Genomic DNA, 16329 nt, shown 5'->3' with positions numbered 1-16329 from the left:
TTTTAGGTTGCAACTCTTGATCTGGCGTTCAGTTACTTCTTCGGTAGGAGATTCGTTACGTCGCGCACCATGTCAGGCATCACCATTTCAGGTGAGCGCTTAAGCGTGACGATGCTCTGAAGGTTATCTCTTATGATCGTCGCAATCCTCGGCCCATTTTCGCCCGGATAAACGTTGACGCTCTTTATTCTTGGCAGCTGCTCGATCGCAACTAAGTAATTTGGTCTCGCTTTATAGAATTCGCCGAGAAACTCATGCGAGCTTATGGCTTTCGTATTTACCGGAGTCAAACCAGTATTGGTCGCCATTATAGTTTGCGCCTCCGGTCCAACGGCGAATTTCATGTATTCCCACGCTGCTTTTTGCTTTACCGCATCTTTGGTAGTCATCACGAGGCCACCGCCCCCCGACTGAAGTTTTCCATCGAGCGCCGATTGAGGAAACGGACCGGTACGGACGTCAAACTTATCCTGTGCGATGGCAGTGAGACGGTTCAATAGTGAATTCGAAGCCACGTAGATTGCGATATTGCCAGAGGCAAATGCCTGGCGCGCTTGCTCGGTGCTGATGTCAACCATTCCGGCCTTGCCGATGCGTTGCAAAACGTTGAGAGCACGCATACCGGCAGGGCTATCAAATGCGATATTGCCTTTTTCGTCGAAGACATCGCCGCCGAAGCTGTAGACTAGGCCGTTAAAAGACCAGTTGTAGTTGTCAGGGTAATATTCGAAGAATATCGGCATTGAATGTTTGTATTTTTCGCTGACGTCGTGCGCCAGAGCTAAAATGTCGTCCCAGCTCTCAGGCAGATCTTTGAGATCTGGGCGGGCTTTCCGGATGATAGACATATTGTAGTATACGATTTGGGTTGATATGCTCTCTGGAAGGGCGATCGTGTTGCCGTCTGACTGCACTGTGCCTAACGTGGCAGGGGCCAAGCCCACATCGTTCCACGACTTGTCCTTAGAAATGAAATCGTTAAGGGGCGACACGATCCCCCGCCTGGCGAGGACACGCATATCCGGATAGCAAACCGACGCGACAACGTCCGGCAAGTCGTTTGTCATCGAGGAGAGCAAGGTCTGCTGCAGCAATGCCGGACAATCAACGGCGTTGGATTCCAGCTTAATCCGGACATCCGAATGGCGACGCATGAACTCATTAGCGATCTTCTCTCGGTAGACGGCATCTCGAGACGGGAAGGCGTATCCTACTCGAAGAGAAATCTGCTCCGAGCTCGCACTGTTGATAGTGCAAAGAATCGATAGAGCGCTGGCAAGCGTCATGGCGGTCGTGCGCAACTTTGACTCCTGTTCGTTGAATAAGCAGGCTTATTATTTGCTAGTGCCGCGCCCCAGTCGTCTCGGGGGTGCCAGGCAGCTCGGAAGGCGAGGAGAAGTGGCAGGACAACGAGATCTGTGGCGCTTGTAGGGAGGCGTAGTCGCCGCTGCTATCTTCTTGTTCTTCAAAGCCGCACCAGCGACGAAGTGCGGTATAAGGTTGTGTACGTCCGTTAGGAGATGTTGTTTCCGCAGAAACGAACGGAGTAGATCGAAGTGGCGATAGCCGCGATTGTCACCATGCCCTCCCGCATGGTGACCGCCTTGAAGAACTGCTGAAGCAAAGGATGCCAAAGGGTGAGACCACGAAGGAGAGGCCGATCGTCGCATAGCTATTTAAGAGGCCGGTCTGCTAGCCGAAAATGCGTGGGTGTGTAGCGGCATCATCCATGGCGAGAGCACCTGCGACTGGAACGTCATCGCCACGCGGCGCTGCTTCGGCCTCATAAGGTCCACCGGCCACCGAGCCGATCGAAGCCGCATCGTCAGCCCAGCCAACGCTGCCAGCCACATACCTCCCGAGCTTGATGGGCCTAGCAGAGTGACGAGCTTGTCATTACCTACGTTAAGTGAAACGCCCTCGAGCTCCGAGATCGAAACCGACTGATTTGCTAAGATTTTCAACGGGCGCACCACTTATCACCTCGGCAGCATTTAAATCAGGCTCTCGCGTTTCGGAAAGGCGAGATTGTGAAGTTCGCGTGTATTAAATGCATTCTTTCGAGTGACAGGATGGTGTCGCCACGATGGCAGAACGTTGACATAAACGGTACAAGCGGGAAATTGGTGCGGAAGGCTGTACCGCTAACGCGCTCTTAGAAGGAGCCGAGTGATTGCGCCTAGGGGCGCTTCACGCGCGTTAGCTTGCTTGCTCCGCTTAGGAACAGCTCATTATCGATCTGTCATCGATGAAGCCTAACCGTAACCGATGATCGCAGCGATAGGTCTAACGCGAAACGCCAAGATTGGCCGTCATCGTTGTTAGACACCACCAATCCAAATGCCAATGTTACGGAAGAGCCCTCGAAGAATTGGTCTCTGGCAAGGAGAGCTCGCCGGGATTATCGATTGTCAACACGTCGTCGAGATCGACGTCGATGTTACCGTTTCTCGGCAGGCGCGCTTTTCGGGGCTCGTTTCCCCGCGTCCGCGTCTCTGTAGGCGTTCCCACCAGGACGGTTGGTGATGCCTCAATCTACGGTTGGTGATGCCTCAATCTAATGACCCGAAGAGTGGGATAGCGGGAACGTGCCTGAGACACCAGCCGTTGGCTACCACCAGATGGCCCTTGCGCAGGCCAGTCATTGATGATGCTGGGAAGACCATGGTGGAGCCCGTAGGCCCTCCAATGGAGAGCGAATGCACCGCTCTCGGCCCACTTCCGGAATATGCTGACGTCGACAGGTTCGTGGTCATCCCCGACCGACGCTTTGCAGGTCACGACGCGATGGGTGAGGTGAATCCGATAGACATGCCGAGACGATCTTTCGCGTAGACGATCAGCGTATCTTTGCGGGCACCGCCCGACGACCAGGACCAGCTGGCCGCTGAAGCCAGGGGCTACGCTCTTCTCCTCATTGGAAAGCGCGAGCGGACAATGAAATCGGCACCGGGCCGTTCCTGCTCGAAAAGTGTCAGAGCATCGATTGCATAATCTTCGATCGTCAACGCCTCGAAAAGTTTCTCGAGCCGGCTCCGCACGCTCGATTGCGCCACAGGCAAGAGCTTGTCGGTCAGAGTCATATAGAAGCGAAAACGGTCGAACACGTAAGGATATCCCCAGCGCACCAGGTGCGTTACCTCGATATCGTCGAGACGATGGTTCAAGTGTCGCTGCAACTCCTCTTCGTTCAAGGGCGCACGGAACTGATCGAACGCCTCTACAATGGTCGAGGCAAACGCTCTATGCATGGGTAGCGGTTGTGCCGGAACGAGCGCGAAAAAGCCATTGATTAAGTCGATCTGGAGCGGACCGAGTGGACACGGCCAATATCCTGCAACAAAACTTGATAGGGCCTCCTCGACCTCGTCGATTTGTCGGCCGGCCGCGAGACGAAACGGCGCCTTGAGCGTCGCGTGGAAGCCGTAACGACGGGGCTCCGCCGTAACCGATTGTGCCTCGTCGTCGATATCCTGGACAACGCACCCATAGGCACCTCGAAACGCGTCTCGTCCCATCCAATGAACGGCCGCTCTGGTCAGGGGATGCCCTGGCGGCGGGCTGTAGTAGATCGCGTAGCGTGGCTCGTCAGACATCAGACGACAGCCTCAGGCACGGCTGGAGCCGGTACCAAAGAGCGCTTTATCTCGCTCGTTTTCCTGACCTCGAACAGCCTGTCAGCGACGGTATTTCTCATCTCCTCGTCATGGAAGATGCCGACGATCGCGGTACCGCGTGACTTGGCCTCATTGATGAGAGCGGTGACAATCTTGCGGTTGGAAGCGTCAAGGGATGCGCTGGGTTCGTCGAGAAGGAGAACCGGGTAGTCGATCATGAAGCCGCGAGCGATGTTGACTCGCTGCTGCTCGCCTCCCGAGAAAGTGGCGGGCGCGAGCAACCACAGTCGGGGGGGGATGTTGAGGCGGGCAAGCAGTGCCTTCGCCTTCGCATGTGCTTCATCTGCCGGAACGCCAAGCGTGATCGCCGGTTCCGTCACGAGATCGATGGTGGGGACGCGCGGGATGACGCGTAAGAACTGGCTGACATAGCCGATCGTGCGGCGTCGCACCTCCAGCACTTCCCAGGGTTGGGCGCTGACGAGGTCGATCGATTCGGTGCCGTGTTGGACGACAATGCGGCCGGCGCCGGGCTTGTAGTTGGCGTAGAGCGAGCGCAGCAACGTCGACTTACCGGCCCCGGAGGGGCCGTGCAGACAAACGCACTCGCCCGCGCGCACATCGAGCGAGATGTTGCCGAAGACGTCGATTTCCGCGCCGCCCTGAGTGTGAAGCCTAAACGTCTTGGAGAGGCCGGCGACGCTGACGAGGATGCTCATGACGTTGCCTTTCCCTAGACCTGGAGCACAGAGGAGACGAGCAGTTGCGTATAGGGATGGTGAGGATCGTCGAGCACCTGATCGGTGAGCCCCTCCTCAATCACCCGCCCATGTTGCATCACCATCAGCCGGTCCGCGAGCAGACGTGCCACGCCAATATCGTGGGTCACAACAACAACCGCGATGCCAAGTTCGCGAACGAGGCTGCGCAGCAGGTCAAGAAGCTTTGCCTGGACCGAGACATCGAGACCGCCGGTCGGCTCGTCCATCAGCACGAGGCGGGGATGGGTGGCCAGTCCCCGGGCGATCTGCAGCCTTTGCTGCATACCGCCGGAGAAGACCTCGGGTAGGTCGTCGATGCGTCGCGCCTCGATGTCAACCTTCTCGAGCCATTTTAGTGCTGTCGCGCGTAAGCAGCCGTAGTGGCGGCCGCCGGCGGCCATGAGAGGCTCGGCAATATTGCCGCCGGCGCTGATATCGAGTCGCAATCCGTCGCGCGGGTTCTGGTGGATGAGTGAAACTGTCGTGGGCACGAACTGCTCGCGCGAGGCTTCGTCCATCGCCCAGAGATCGACGACGTGATCATCTGAGGCGATCAGGACAGTGCCGTCATCTGGTTGGATGCGGCCAGCAAGGCAGCGGAGCAGCGTCGACTTGCCCGAGCCGCTCTCTCCGACAATGCCGAGAACCTCACCCTGACGTAGCAAGAACGAGACAGCCCTGCAGGCTGATACCGCTCCGAAGGTCTTGGAGAGACGCTTGACGCGCAGAACTTCTCTCGCTCTTGGTTTCATGCAACGGTCCTTTCGCCGCGCTGCTCGGCGCAATAGGCGGTGTCCGAGCAGACAAATTCCCGGGTGCCGCGATCGTCGAGGAGAATCTCGTCGAGATAGCTGTCCTGGGCGCCGCAAAGTGAACAGCAGGTCTCAAAACGCTGGACGGTGAAGGGATGGTCGACGAAATCGAGACTGTTAACGTCCGTGAAGGGCGGTATGGCGTGGATGCGTCGCTCGCGTCCGGCGCCGAAGATGGCAAGTGCCGGACTTCGGTGAAGCTTCGGATTGTCGAATTTCGGTATCGGGGACGGTGAAGCGAGGTAGCGCCCATTGACGAAGACCGGATAATCGGTCGACATCGCGACGTAACCGAGCCGGGAAATATCCTCGTAGAGACGCACATACATCACGCCGTAGCGACCAAAGGCATGGATCTTCCGGGCAACTGCTTCCTCCGGAATGAAACGGCGCAAAGGCTCTGGATTTGGCACCTGGAAGACGATGATCTGATCTTCCGTGAGTGCCCGCTCCGGAATGCGATGGCGGGTCTGGATGACCGTCGCTTCTCCGGTGCGCTCGGTGGTGGCGACGTCGGCGACCTTGGCAAAGAAGTTGCGAATGGAGATGGCATTGGTGGTATCATCGGCGCCTTGGTCGATCACCTTCAGAACGTCGTTCCGACCGAGAATGCTCGCTGTGACCTGGAGACCACCAGTGCCCCAGCCGGGCGGGAGGGGCATTTCGCGGCTGCCGAACGGCACCTGGTAGCCAGGCACGGCGACCGCCTTCAATATTGCTCGCCGGATCATCCGCTTCGTCATCTCGTCGAGATATGCGAAGCTGTAGCCAATGGCGTCGTCAAATGTGAGTTCAGTCTCCACAATGCGCCTCCGTTATCGCGACCGGTCCGGGTATAGTCTCGGGACCAGGCTTTGCATGCCGTTGCGCGTATTCCGCCCGCATCTGCGCCAGCAGCTGCATCTCAGCTTGGAAATCGACGTAGTGCGGGAGCTTGAGGTGCTGCACCAAACCAGAAGCCGCGACGCTATCGGAATGTGAGAGGACAAATTCATCGTTCTGGGCTGGGTAGGCGACCCTCTCGCCAAGTTCGGCCGATCGCAAGGAACGGTCGAGGATCGCCATGGAGAGCGCCTTGCGTTCGCCATGGCCGAAGACGAGCCCGTAGCCCCGCGTGTAGTGCGGCGGGAGTGCCCCATCACCGGTAGTTAAATGAACTGTTTGGCACTCGGTTAGACGGATCGTGCCGATGCCAACCGGTATGTCGAGTTCTGGGATGGTTAGGACGACGGTGGTGTCGCCGTAACGCAGTTCAGCGACGAACGGATGGTTGCGCCCGTAGCCGCGCATGGTCGAATAGCAGAGCCCCATCAGAAAGCCCTCGTCGCCGCGAGCCAAAGCTTGCAGGCGCTCGTCACGTCGCGACGGAAATGCTATCGGGTCTCGGGTGACATCTGCGATGTGCCCTTCCCCGTCCGGCTGAGCGCTTTCGACAATGTCCATCTGCGCCAGCACGCCACACTCTTTCGTAAAGGCGTACGCCGCCGTATCAACCTCAGGATCTCCGGTCCCGCCCTGGCTTGTTCCTCCGCCCATGTCATCGATATCGGAGAGGTCGTCACTCCCGGTCTCTCCCATAAGGGCGACATCGAGGATGCGTTGGGTATAGTCGTAGGTCGGCCCAAGTAGCTGGCCACCCGGTACGTCCTTATGGGTCGTCGCGATCCGTCGGCGCACTAACATAGCCGCCGTATTGACCGGTTCGGTATAGCCGAAGCGGGTGAGTGTGGTCCGGAAGGCGCGCAAAAGGTAAATCGCCTCGATGAGGTCCCCCTCGGCCTGCTTGATCGCCAGCGCCGCCAGCGCCGGGTCGTAAAGCGAGCCCTCGCTCATCACTCTGTCGACAGCGAGCGACAATTGCTCGTGGACCTGATCAACGCCGAGATTGGCGATCGCTGGGTCGCCGCGCCGGCGCTTGGCGAGGAGACGGTGCGAGGCGGCAATAGCGGCTTCGCCGCCCTTGATGGAGGTGATCATGAATATATGGCCTTCGTGGAGCGTGGGAGGCCGATGACGGCGCGGCCGTCGGTGAAAAAGATGTCGACGCCGAGCGGGTAGCGTGCGGCATTCTCGCGCCAGGCCGGCCAAAACCAGTCCGGCAGGCCTCGGGGGGCGACGCTTGTGGTAGTCTCGATGCCCGGCCCAGAGAGGCGGACGGCGGCCCCGCCCACGAGTGCTGGCACTTGTACGACAAGTGTCGTCGATCGGTCGGGGTAGGCGGCCTCGCCAGGATGAAAGTCGCCGATCGCCGGCAGGGAACTGGCATTGCCTATCAGGGCAACCATCGCAGTTCTCGGATCGGCAACCTGCGGTGCGTTGGTGTGGAAATGAAGGTAGCGCCTGACCGGCTCCGTTGATAGCGCCGAGTCCAGCCAGATCGGGCAATCGGCGTCGGCGAGCGTCAGAGCGATCGCGGCGAGCGATCTACTCATCGGTGGGGGCGAGCGGGCAGGACCGGCAAGCGAAACGGGCTTGCCTGGCCGCGACAGAGCCTTCAGGAGCCGCCGGAAGGCCGACTGGGCATCGTGAACGGGATCGGGGAAAGCGGGCGGGATGAGATCTACCGTCATTTGCCGCTAACCTCCCGCCCCAGCATGAAGAAATCCACCTTGCTCTCTTGGGCCTCGCGCCGGACCGAATGCTCCGCTTCGAGCGCGCATTGATCGAGTGCAGCGATAATCGGAGCGATTGCGCCCGCCTTGGTGACTTGATCGCGCTGCATTAGGCCATCAAAGAGCGCGGCAAGTGCCGCGCGGCGTTTGTTGCGACCGAGCACATAGGCGATGCCAATCTCGCCCGTCTCTATCTGTACCGTGCAGCGAGTCACGGTCGCTTCACCAAGATTGAAAACAGTGCCGGTGCGCCCGACCGCCCCCCGCAGCATGGCCGCGCCGTATTCTGGACGACGGATCCATTGGAATTTCGGACGGTCGATCGCCGACCAATGCCGCTCCAGTTCAGCGAGCGGCGCCTTGGCGAGCAACGTCATCCAATCTTGACGGGCACGCTGATCGCCGCAAGCAATTTGCCTCGAAGACATTCCCACTTCTCGCCGCTTCAGAGCACCTGCCTGCCGGCAGTCCATACCGCGCGCACAATCGGACCAGCCCGATCGGCTACGCGTATAAGATCGGCACGCTTTCCTGCCGCGATCTCGCCGCGATCGCCAAGCCCGAAGGTCTCAGCGGGGCGCAAGCTTCCGAGCGCCACCGCCTCGGCGAGAGTGGGGCCATCGGACTGACCCGCCAGGTGCCAGATGGCGCGCAGAATACTCGCTGGAATGTAGTCGGAGCTGATGATGTCTATGAGACCATCCCGCGCGAGCTCTCGCACCGAGACGTTTCCGATATGCGAGTGCCCAGCAACCAGATTGGGCCCACCGACGATGATTGTCATTCTGGCGGCGCGCGCCGCCTTCGCGGATTCCAAGGTAATCGGAAACTCAGAAATAGAAAGGCCGAATGCGACCGCCTCTGCGACGTGGGCGGCAGTAGTGTCGTCATGGCTGGCTAAGGGCAATCGCCGGGCACGGCAATGCGCGACGAGGCGGCGCCGGTTGTCTTGCGTGCAGTCGTCCGTGGTGGAGACGGCGATAATCGCCGCCTCGATCTCAGCTTCTGGCGTTTTCTTGCGCCGCTCGAGACGGCGGAAGCGCTCCGGGTCGCGCCGCGGCCCGTCATCCATGATCGTCACGAACCGAAGTTCGGAGCGGTCGGCATGGGCGAGAAAGAGGTCGAGGAGATCGGGATCGCGGGCGTCACAGCGCAGGTGGAGCAAGTGATCGGTCCTAAGCAATCGGTGCTGGCGCGCGTGGTCAAGGCCACCCAGCACAAGCGGCAGCAGGCGCCCCCTTTCCAGATCGCCCAGCGCCCCGACCACAAGGGAATCGAAAACCGTCGTGGTACCCGCCGCGCAAACTTGCACATCGTGCGCGATCGCGGCGCCGAGCGGATCCCAAGTCATGCTGGCACGGGGAAGAATCTGCTTTTCGAGGTGGTCGGTATGAACGTCAATCAAGCCTGGCAGCAGGTGATCACCTTCAAAATCGAGCGCGCCTGACGCAGTCGACTTACTGGTTGAGATGTCGGCGATCATCCCGTCGACAATCTGAACCGTTCCATTGACGCACGCCGACCGAGTCACGATCTTGGCATTGGTCAAGACAATTTCGGTGGATTGGAGAGCATCTTTTCGTCGTTGAATTGCAAAATTTGCCGTTTTGCTCATCGAAACCGCCTCTTTCCTGCCTTTTAAACCGGCTCGTCGTTGTATCAGTTCTTCAGGGGGCGGTGAGAGACTGTGCGATGACAAATAGTGTTACTTCGATGCACTTGTACCAATCTCTTCAATTCGATAGGCCGTGCCTGCCCTAATTTTGCCGGGCCGCGAAGCGCAATGCGAGGCCAACACGCGAGATCCGATGGCATCACCTAACGATGATACGCGAAAACCCACGCTACAACAGCGGCGCGGCGCGACCTCGCTGTGGCGGCTGGTCGAGCGGGCAATCGAACAGGAGATTCGTATTGGGACATGGATACCAGGCGACCGGCTGCCGACGGAATTTGAGCTAGCTGCCCGTTTCGATGTCCACCGCAACACCGTCCGGCATGCGCTTTCCTCTCTGCGTGCACGCAACGTCTTGAGAATCGAGCAGGGACGCGGCACGTTCGTCAAGGAGCGGATGGTGCGGCATCACATCGGGCCGACGTCGCGCTTGACTGCTGTCTTGCGCGATATTCACCGGGTCGGCGAACGGCGCTTCCTTACTTCTAGCCGGGTGCGAGCCGAAAGCGCCCTCGGCCGAGACCTCCAGCTTGACCGCAGCCATTTTACTCGCAAAGTGGACACGCTGACGATGGTGGACGGTCTCGCTATCGCCGTCGCGTCCAGCTATTTCCCGTTGCCACGTTTCGAAGGCATCGAGCACATCATCGTGGAAACCGGGAGCTTCACGGAAGCGTGGCGCCGGTACGGCGTCGATATCTATAAGCGTCAAGAGACCCGTATTTCGGCGATCGCGCTCTCTAAGCCGGATGCGGAATTGCTCGGTTTGCCGCGCCGCCAGCCGATCATTGAAGTGACTAACATCAATGTCGATGCCGATGGCACCCCGATTGTGCTATCGAGGATGCGTGTCGCCCCGCAGCATATGGAGCTGGTGGTCAAATTCGATTAGATCCGCTTACTCTCAAACCGCCGACCGCTTAGTTGGCTGCACTCCGGCGGCAGGGTTAGCACTTCCGGCGCAATTCCCGTGGTGTCAGCACTCCCCGCGCCTAACGTCACTGGTATGACCGGCGGAATTGTACCGATTCTGTCAGGCCGGCTTCATCGAGTCTCAATAGAGAGATCCAATCTACATGAGCGAGACGCCCATCGCGAAAGAGGGCGAGCAGGCCTAGGAACATGCGCAACATCCACCTCAATCACATTATGAAGTCCTTTGGTTCAACGCGAGTCCTTCGCGGGGTTTCGCTTGCGATCGAAGATGGGGAATTCGTGACGCTGCTGGGACCTTCGGGTTGCGGTAAGTCGACGCTTCTCAGGATTCTGGCGGGGTTGGAAGTGCAGGACAGTGGCTCGGTGGCGATCGGCGAGCGCTCGGTCGATGGCGTGCGGCCCAAGTTCCGGGATGTCGCCATGGTGTTCCAATCCTACGCGCTTTATCCCCACATGACGGTTGCGGCCAATCTGGCGCTGCCGCTGCGCATGCGGCGATTGAATGCTTGGCAAAGACTGCCGATCCTGGGGTGGGTCGTCCCGGGGACCCGGCGAGTGTCGTCAGAGATCGAGGAGGAAATCACCCGTATCGCCAAGGCGCTTGGTATCGGACATTTGCTTTCTCGAAAGCCTGGCCAGCTCTCGGGCGGCCAGCGTCAGCGCGTCGCCGTGGGCCGTGCCATGGTCCGCCATCCGGCCGTCTTCTTAATGGACGAGCCGCTCAGCAACCTCGACGCCAAGCTCCGGGTCCAGATGCGCGCTGAGATCAAGGACCTCCATCGTCGCCTCGGCGTCACGTTCGTCTACGTCACCCACGACCAAGCCGAGGCGATGACGCTCTCTGACCGCGTTGCGGTGATGCTCGACGGTGAACTGATCCAGGTCGCCCCACCCCAGGACATTTATGCCGATCCCGACGACCGCCGCGTCGCCGAATTTGTCGGAAGTCCCAAGATCAACCTTCTCGAGGGGGTGGTGCGCAAGCGCGGCTCAGTTGACGCTGCCGGCACTAGCTTCCATGTTCTATCCGATGCGCCGCCTGAGGCGCCGCTAGCGCTCGGAGTCCGTTCCGAAGCCTTCCACTTGTCCGAGTGCGGCGGCGTCAACGCACTGACTGGAACCGTCCGGCACATAGAGCACATGGGCTCCGATCTCTTCGTCCATCTTGCCGTCCCGGGAAGCGAGCATCCGGTCATCGCTCGGCTTCTGGCCGAACGGGCGCCGCATATTACTTCGGGTCAGACACTGCATCTTGGCGTCAAGCCGGAACGGCTTCTGCTGTTTGATGCCAAAGGCAAGCGCATCCGCCCGAACAACCGCAGAACGAAAACCTGCTTTGCATGAAGGAGCATGCCTAGTGGGCATCGTCGCTTCGACACTCGAGACTGAGGCTGATACCGCATCCGTCACACCGGCAGAGCGCAAAACGCTGCGTCACCAGCGGATCGCGGAGACGCTCGCCGCCTGGTCGCTGGCGGGCCCGGCGCTGATTCTGCTGGTCGCGCTATTCTTCTTGCCTGTCTTTGCCGTCTTCCTGATCGCGCTCACCGACTGGCAGTTCGGCGCTACCTCGCTTTCCTTCGTTGGCTTCGGCAATTTCAAGGAAGTCTTCGCCGACCAGGGCTTTCGCGCCTCCTTCCTCAATACCATCCTCTATGTGCTGATCGTCGTGCCCGGCACGATCGTGCTCGGGCTGGCGATCGCATTGCTGATCGAAAGCGGCAAGTCTTGCCGGGCCTTCTACCGCGCGATCCACTTCCTGCCGTTCATGGCGACGCTGACGGCGATGGCGATCGCCTGGGAGGCGCTCTTGCATCCGACCATCGGCCTCGTCAACCAGACGCTTGCCGGCTTAGGGCTGCCGACGGCCAACTGGCTGCGCGACGAGGCGACCGTGTTGCCGGTGCTGGCCGTCATCGGCATCTGGCAGAATCTCGGCTATGCCATGGTGCTGTTTCTCGCCGGGCTGAAGTCCATCCCGCAGGACCTCTACGACGCCGCCGACATCGATGGCGCCGATCGGTGGCTCGATCGTCTACGCACCGTCACGCTCCCGATGCTCGGTCCCGTGACCATGTTCGTCTTTATCGTCGTGGCGCTCAAGGCCTTCGAAACCTTCGACACCGTGCAGATCCTGACCCAAGGCGGGCCGGGACACGCCTCCGAGATGCTGCTCTTCACCCTTTATCGCGAGAGCTTCCAGTATCTGCGCACAGGTTACGGCGCCTCGGTTGCGGTCGTCTTCTTGGTTATCGTCGTCGCGCTGACGCTGATCCAGGCGCGTGTGATGGACAAAAAGGTTCACTACCAATGAGCGCCCATCACTTAGCACCGCCCTCTGCCATTTTGCGCCACGCCGCCCTTCTGATCACCTGCGCGCTGATTCTCGTGCCCTTCGTGTGGATGATCTCGCTGTCGATCAAGCCGCCAGGCGAGATTTTTCGAGCGGCTTTTAGCTTCTGGCCCGAGCAGTTCTACGGCGTCGAGAACTATACCAAGGCGCTGACGGAAGCACCGCTGCCGCGATATATGCTGAACGGCGTTATCGTCTGCGCCACGATTATCGTCCTGCAGATCCTCGTCTGTGCCCCGGCGGCCTATGCGCTCGCCAAGCTTGAGTTTCCGGGTCGCAATCTGCTTTTCGCCATGGTACTGATCGCGCTCATCGTGCCGCACGAGGTCCTGTCCTTGCCGTTGTTCATCCTCGGCTACCAGCTCGGCATCCTCAACACCTATGCGGCGCTGATCTTCCCCTATGTGGTCTCGCCATTCGGCATCTTCCTGTTCCGCCAGTTCTTCAAGACCATTCCCGACGACGTCGTGCATGCCGCCCGTCTCGACGGGCTGTCGGAATTGGCCATCGTTTGGAGGATCATGGTGCCGATGGCGCTTCCTGCCATCATCGCTTTCGGTATCTTCTCGATCGTTTCTCATTGGAATAGCCTGTTTTGGCCGCTAATTGCGGTTCGCGACCAGTCGCTGATGCCGCCGCCACTCGGGATCATGGCCTTCAAGAACAACGAAGCCGGTAACGATTACGGACCGCTCATGGCCGCCTCGACCCTCGTCGTTGCCCCCCTCGTCATCGCCTTCCTTTCCGCTCAACGCTGGTTCGTGGAAGGTCTGACCGGTGGAGCAGTTAAGTAAATTGTCGTCTTGGAAAGGACGGGGGTAACGAGCGGCGCGCAATCGAAATCGGTCGGAAGGCCTAACCTGATTTTTTTGTCACGTGGCCCAGCCATCGCTTGCCAAAGTTAGTTTGCGCGCAAGTTCGATATCTCGATTTTGATCTACGGCATTGGCCTCTTCGGTCGCTCCTAGCTAACTATCCTCGCCGCCCCGCCTTAAGGGCATCGCGGCGATATCCGACAAGCCGACAGCTTCACGAGTCCGGAAAACACTTCGGCGCACCCAAGACGCGGATCTTTGTCGTTCATGTTCGCAAGCGATTCCTGTGGCTCCTCGTATCGTGCCGGTAGCCGATGTTCTTGATCATCAACATCAATGTAGCGGCGAGGGCGTTCTAATCACGGTCTCGATAACCCGAGTGGCCCGCAATTCATAGAACTCGTGGTCCGCTTCGACAGCTGGGGCCGAATGCTTGCGCCGCTAGAAAGGTACATATGCCAAACTTGTCCAGAATCCGACATCGACCCTTCAGATACGGGAGGTACCTCCGCAGCCAGAGGCCCCTGCGATCGAACGATCGGCGCGCGAACATTGAACACGTGGCGGCCCAAATGGAAAACAGAGGGGCTAGTAATGCGAGTTTCAGGTACCGCAGACCGGCGGGGGATCAAGCGCTGCTATATCAATGCCGCGCTTTGGCTGGCTGCGAGCGTTCCGCCGGTGGCAGGGGCGACGGGTGCGCATGCCCAGACGACTGATCTCGGAACTGTCCAGACGTCAGATAGTGCTGTCGATGTCAATTCGGCCGTCTATCAAGCGCCGACGACAACGCCCTTGACCGTGACGCAGCCAACGTCCGTCATCAATCGGCATTACATCGAAAACAATATTCCGGCGACCAGCAACTTTGACAAGGTCATCAGCGTCGCACCCAGCGTCATGACTTCGCCTAGCGGAAGCGGTGGAGATGACGCAAAAATCTCAATCCGTGGCTTTCAAAATGGTCAGTTCAACACCACCCTCGACGGAATCCCGCTTCGGAACTTCGGTCTGATCACGCGCAGCGGAACCTTCATCATGACGAACGATCTCGGGCAGGTCTCCGTCGACCGTGGCCCAGGTACGGCATCGACCGTCGGCGATGCGACGTTCGGTGGCACTGTGGCGCTCCAAACCAAGTCGCCAATGTCCACCTTGGCCACAACGGCGACCACGAGCTACGGCAGCTTCAACACCCAGCTCTATGGCCTCCAACTCGATTCCGGTCAGATCAAGAGTACGAACGGCGCTTCGTTCTTTCTTGACACGCAGTTTACCAAAAGCGACGGCTATTACACCAACGTCGCCAAGGAGCGGGAAAACGCGGCACTGAAGCTCGTGCAGCCGCTCAGCGACAACACGACGATCACCTTCGTATCGATCTACAATAATCAGATGCGAAATTACTTTCAGGGTGCATCGCTCGACCAGATCAAGACCTACGGCCCAAACTATGGGCTGTCCTCCTCCCCGAACCAGCAGAACTACGCGGGCTACAACCGCTGGAATACCTCGACTGATATTAACTACCTCGGCCTGAAGTCCGACTACGGCGAGGGCTGGCATCTCGACGAGAAGCTCTACACGTACGGTTCTAGCACGTCACCCCTCCTTATAGGTAATGATGTCAGTGGCAATTCTAGCAACGGCACGATCTTCGGTGCCAGCAACGTGCCTGGCTTGAATGGGCCGTTCAACTACCGTGCCTATGGCAATGTGATCGCGCTGACTAAGGACACCTTTTTCGGCGACGTGAAGGTCGGTGCATGGGCCGAACACCAGCCCGCCTATCGGGCTTTCTTTAACGTCGATATGACCTTGGCGCAGAAATACATTTCAACCGTTTTCGACCAGCACGTCACGCTGGATACTGTTCAACCTTATATTGAAGCAGACTGGAAGGCGCTGCCCGACCTGACGATTACAACCGGCGCGAAATATGCCTATACCGCGCGCGGCCAATCATCGCTCGTTGATCCTAACACCGGCGGTCCACTGGACTACAATCAGAGTTGGGCAAAGGTCCTTCCCTCACTTGCCGCGAATTACAAGCTGTCGCCCAACTGGTCGGTCTACGCGCAGGCCGCGGAAGGCTTTTTATCCCCACCTATTGTGACCCCCGGATCCACTGTTCAACCTCAAACGACCTGGAACTATCAGGTCGGTACGTCCTACCAGAGCAAGGCCTTCACGCTTGCCGGCGATGTCTACTACATCGACTTCAACAATATGATCGCATCGCGGACGATCGGCGCTATCACCGACTACTTCAACGCCGGCGGCGTGATTTACCAAGGCGTGGAAATCGAGGGAACGGTCCACGTTGGCAACGGCTTCAGCCTGTTTGCCAACGGCAGCCTCAACAGCGCGAAGAACAAGCAGACCGGGCAATGGATCGCCCAGGCGCCGAACGCAACAGCTGCGGCCGGCCTGGTCTACGAAGGGGGCAACTGGTACGCCTCGCTAACTGATAAATGGATCGGCCAGCGCTTTGGCGATGTCGGCGAAACGCAGCCGCTATCACCATTCAATCAGCTCGACATGGCCATCACCTACAAAGTCAAGAATCCGCTGCCCAATGTGACCGCAGTGACAGCAAAGTTTGGGATCGACAACATCCTCGACAGTCATGCGATCGTAGACTTTGGTGGCTATTCCGGCGGGTTAGCGACGCCGTTGTTCTACACGCAGATCGGCCGGAACATCTATAGCAGCCTGTCTGTGCAGTTCTGACTGTAAATCATCCCC

Annotated in this window: 14 protein-coding genes; 5 read left to right on the top strand and 9 right to left on the bottom strand. The window is 59.0% G+C overall.

What is annotated here, in order from left to right:
• Positions 1–32: 32 nt before the first annotated feature.
• The 9 genes from ACV1FX_RS20930 to ACV1FX_RS20890 form a co-directional block, all read right to left on the bottom strand.
• A complete protein-coding gene (locus tag ACV1FX_RS20930) occupies positions 33–1301 on the bottom strand; it encodes an extracellular solute-binding protein (RefSeq protein WP_473119447.1) in 1269 nt (422 codons plus the stop codon).
• 1599 nt (positions 1302–2900) lie between these two features.
• Positions 2901–3596 (bottom strand): DUF1045 domain-containing protein, encoded by a 696-nt coding sequence (locus tag ACV1FX_RS20925; RefSeq protein ID WP_473119446.1) that lies wholly within the window; start codon positions 3594–3596, stop codon positions 2901–2903.
• Positions 3596–4336 carry a phosphonate C-P lyase system protein PhnL gene (gene phnL, locus ACV1FX_RS20920; RefSeq protein ID WP_473119445.1) on the bottom strand — a complete coding sequence of 247 codons (741 nt, stop codon included), beginning with the start codon at positions 4334–4336 and terminating at the stop codon, positions 3596–3598. Before phnL ends, ACV1FX_RS20925 begins: the two co-directional genes overlap by 1 nt.
• Positions 4337–4350: 14 nt before the next feature.
• Positions 4351–5130, bottom strand: a complete 780-nt coding sequence (phnK, locus tag ACV1FX_RS20915; protein WP_473119444.1) for a phosphonate C-P lyase system protein PhnK — start codon at positions 5128–5130, stop codon at positions 4351–4353.
• Positions 5127–5993, bottom strand: coding sequence for an alpha-D-ribose 1-methylphosphonate 5-phosphate C-P-lyase PhnJ (locus ACV1FX_RS20910; RefSeq protein ID WP_473119443.1), 867 nt, complete (start codon positions 5991–5993; stop codon positions 5127–5129). Before ACV1FX_RS20910 ends, phnK begins: the two co-directional genes overlap by 4 nt.
• The gene (locus tag ACV1FX_RS20905; protein WP_473119442.1) at positions 5983–7167 is read right to left on the bottom strand and encodes a carbon-phosphorus lyase complex subunit; all 1185 of its coding nucleotides are present in this window, start codon (positions 7165–7167) and stop codon (positions 5983–5985) included. The genes ACV1FX_RS20910 and ACV1FX_RS20905 overlap by 11 nt, the downstream gene beginning before the upstream one ends.
• On the bottom strand, positions 7164–7760 hold the full coding sequence (phnH, locus tag ACV1FX_RS20900; RefSeq protein WP_473119441.1) for a phosphonate C-P lyase system protein PhnH: 597 nt from the start codon (positions 7758–7760) through the stop codon (positions 7164–7166). The genes ACV1FX_RS20905 and phnH overlap by 4 nt, the downstream gene beginning before the upstream one ends.
• On the bottom strand, positions 7757–8230 hold the full coding sequence (phnG, locus tag ACV1FX_RS20895; protein WP_473119440.1) for a phosphonate C-P lyase system protein PhnG: 474 nt from the start codon (positions 8228–8230) through the stop codon (positions 7757–7759). Before phnG ends, phnH begins: the two co-directional genes overlap by 4 nt.
• A 17-nt stretch (positions 8231–8247) precedes the next feature.
• Positions 8248–9417, bottom strand: a complete 1170-nt coding sequence (locus ACV1FX_RS20890) for an alpha-D-ribose 1-methylphosphonate 5-triphosphate diphosphatase (protein WP_473119439.1) — start codon at positions 9415–9417, stop codon at positions 8248–8250.
• 193 nt (positions 9418–9610) lie between these two features.
• Between ACV1FX_RS20890 and phnF the strand changes: the two genes are divergently transcribed.
• The 5 genes from phnF (at position 9611) to ACV1FX_RS20865 (ending at position 16314) form a co-directional block, all read left to right on the top strand.
• Positions 9611–10369, top strand: coding sequence for a phosphonate metabolism transcriptional regulator PhnF (phnF, locus tag ACV1FX_RS20885; protein WP_473119438.1), 759 nt, complete (start codon positions 9611–9613; stop codon positions 10367–10369).
• Positions 10370–10599: 230 nt separating this feature from the next.
• On the top strand, positions 10600–11757 hold the full coding sequence (locus ACV1FX_RS20880; protein WP_473119437.1) for an ABC transporter ATP-binding protein: 1158 nt from the start codon (positions 10600–10602) through the stop codon (positions 11755–11757).
• Positions 11758–11842: 85 nt separating this feature from the next.
• The gene (locus ACV1FX_RS20875) at positions 11843–12727 is read left to right on the top strand and encodes a carbohydrate ABC transporter permease (RefSeq protein WP_473119543.1); all 885 of its coding nucleotides are present in this window, start codon (positions 11843–11845) and stop codon (positions 12725–12727) included.
• The gene (locus tag ACV1FX_RS20870; RefSeq protein WP_473119436.1) at positions 12724–13560 is read left to right on the top strand and encodes a carbohydrate ABC transporter permease; all 837 of its coding nucleotides are present in this window, start codon (positions 12724–12726) and stop codon (positions 13558–13560) included. Before ACV1FX_RS20875 ends, ACV1FX_RS20870 begins: the two co-directional genes overlap by 4 nt.
• Before the next feature lie 615 nt (positions 13561–14175).
• Complete coding sequence (locus ACV1FX_RS20865) at positions 14176–16314, top strand: TonB-dependent receptor (RefSeq protein ID WP_473119435.1); 2139 nt, start codon at positions 14176–14178, stop codon at positions 16312–16314.
• Positions 16315–16329 lie beyond the last annotated feature (15 nt).

This window comes from Bradyrhizobium ingae, assembly GCF_055791185.1.
Note: the sequence above shows the minus strand (reverse complement) of the source record. Positions and strands in the feature narration are given on the sequence as shown.

Coding starts and splice junctions, on each gene's coding strand:
- ACV1FX_RS20925 (WP_473119446.1), bottom strand. CDS start 3,596: ATGTCTGACGAGCCACGCTACGCGATCTACTACAGCCCGCCGCCAGGG.
- phnL (WP_473119445.1), bottom strand. CDS start 4,336: ATGAGCATCCTCGTCAGCGTCGCCGGCCTCTCCAAGACGTTTAGGCTT.
- phnK (WP_473119444.1), bottom strand. CDS start 5,130: ATGAAACCAAGAGCGAGAGAAGTTCTGCGCGTCAAGCGTCTCTCCAAG.
- ACV1FX_RS20905 (WP_473119442.1), bottom strand. CDS start 7,167: ATGATCACCTCCATCAAGGGCGGCGAAGCCGCTATTGCCGCCTCGCAC.
- phnH (WP_473119441.1), bottom strand. CDS start 7,760: ATGACGGTAGATCTCATCCCGCCCGCTTTCCCCGATCCCGTTCACGAT.
- phnG (WP_473119440.1), bottom strand. CDS start 8,230: ATGTCTTCGAGGCAAATTGCTTGCGGCGATCAGCGTGCCCGTCAAGAT.
- ACV1FX_RS20890 (WP_473119439.1), bottom strand. CDS start 9,417: ATGAGCAAAACGGCAAATTTTGCAATTCAACGACGAAAAGATGCTCTC.
- phnF (WP_473119438.1), top strand. CDS start 9,611: ATGGCATCACCTAACGATGATACGCGAAAACCCACGCTACAACAGCGG.
- ACV1FX_RS20880 (WP_473119437.1), top strand. CDS start 10,600: ATGCGCAACATCCACCTCAATCACATTATGAAGTCCTTTGGTTCAACG.
- ACV1FX_RS20870 (WP_473119436.1), top strand. CDS start 12,724: ATGAGCGCCCATCACTTAGCACCGCCCTCTGCCATTTTGCGCCACGCC.
- ACV1FX_RS20865 (WP_473119435.1), top strand. CDS start 14,176: ATGCGAGTTTCAGGTACCGCAGACCGGCGGGGGATCAAGCGCTGCTAT.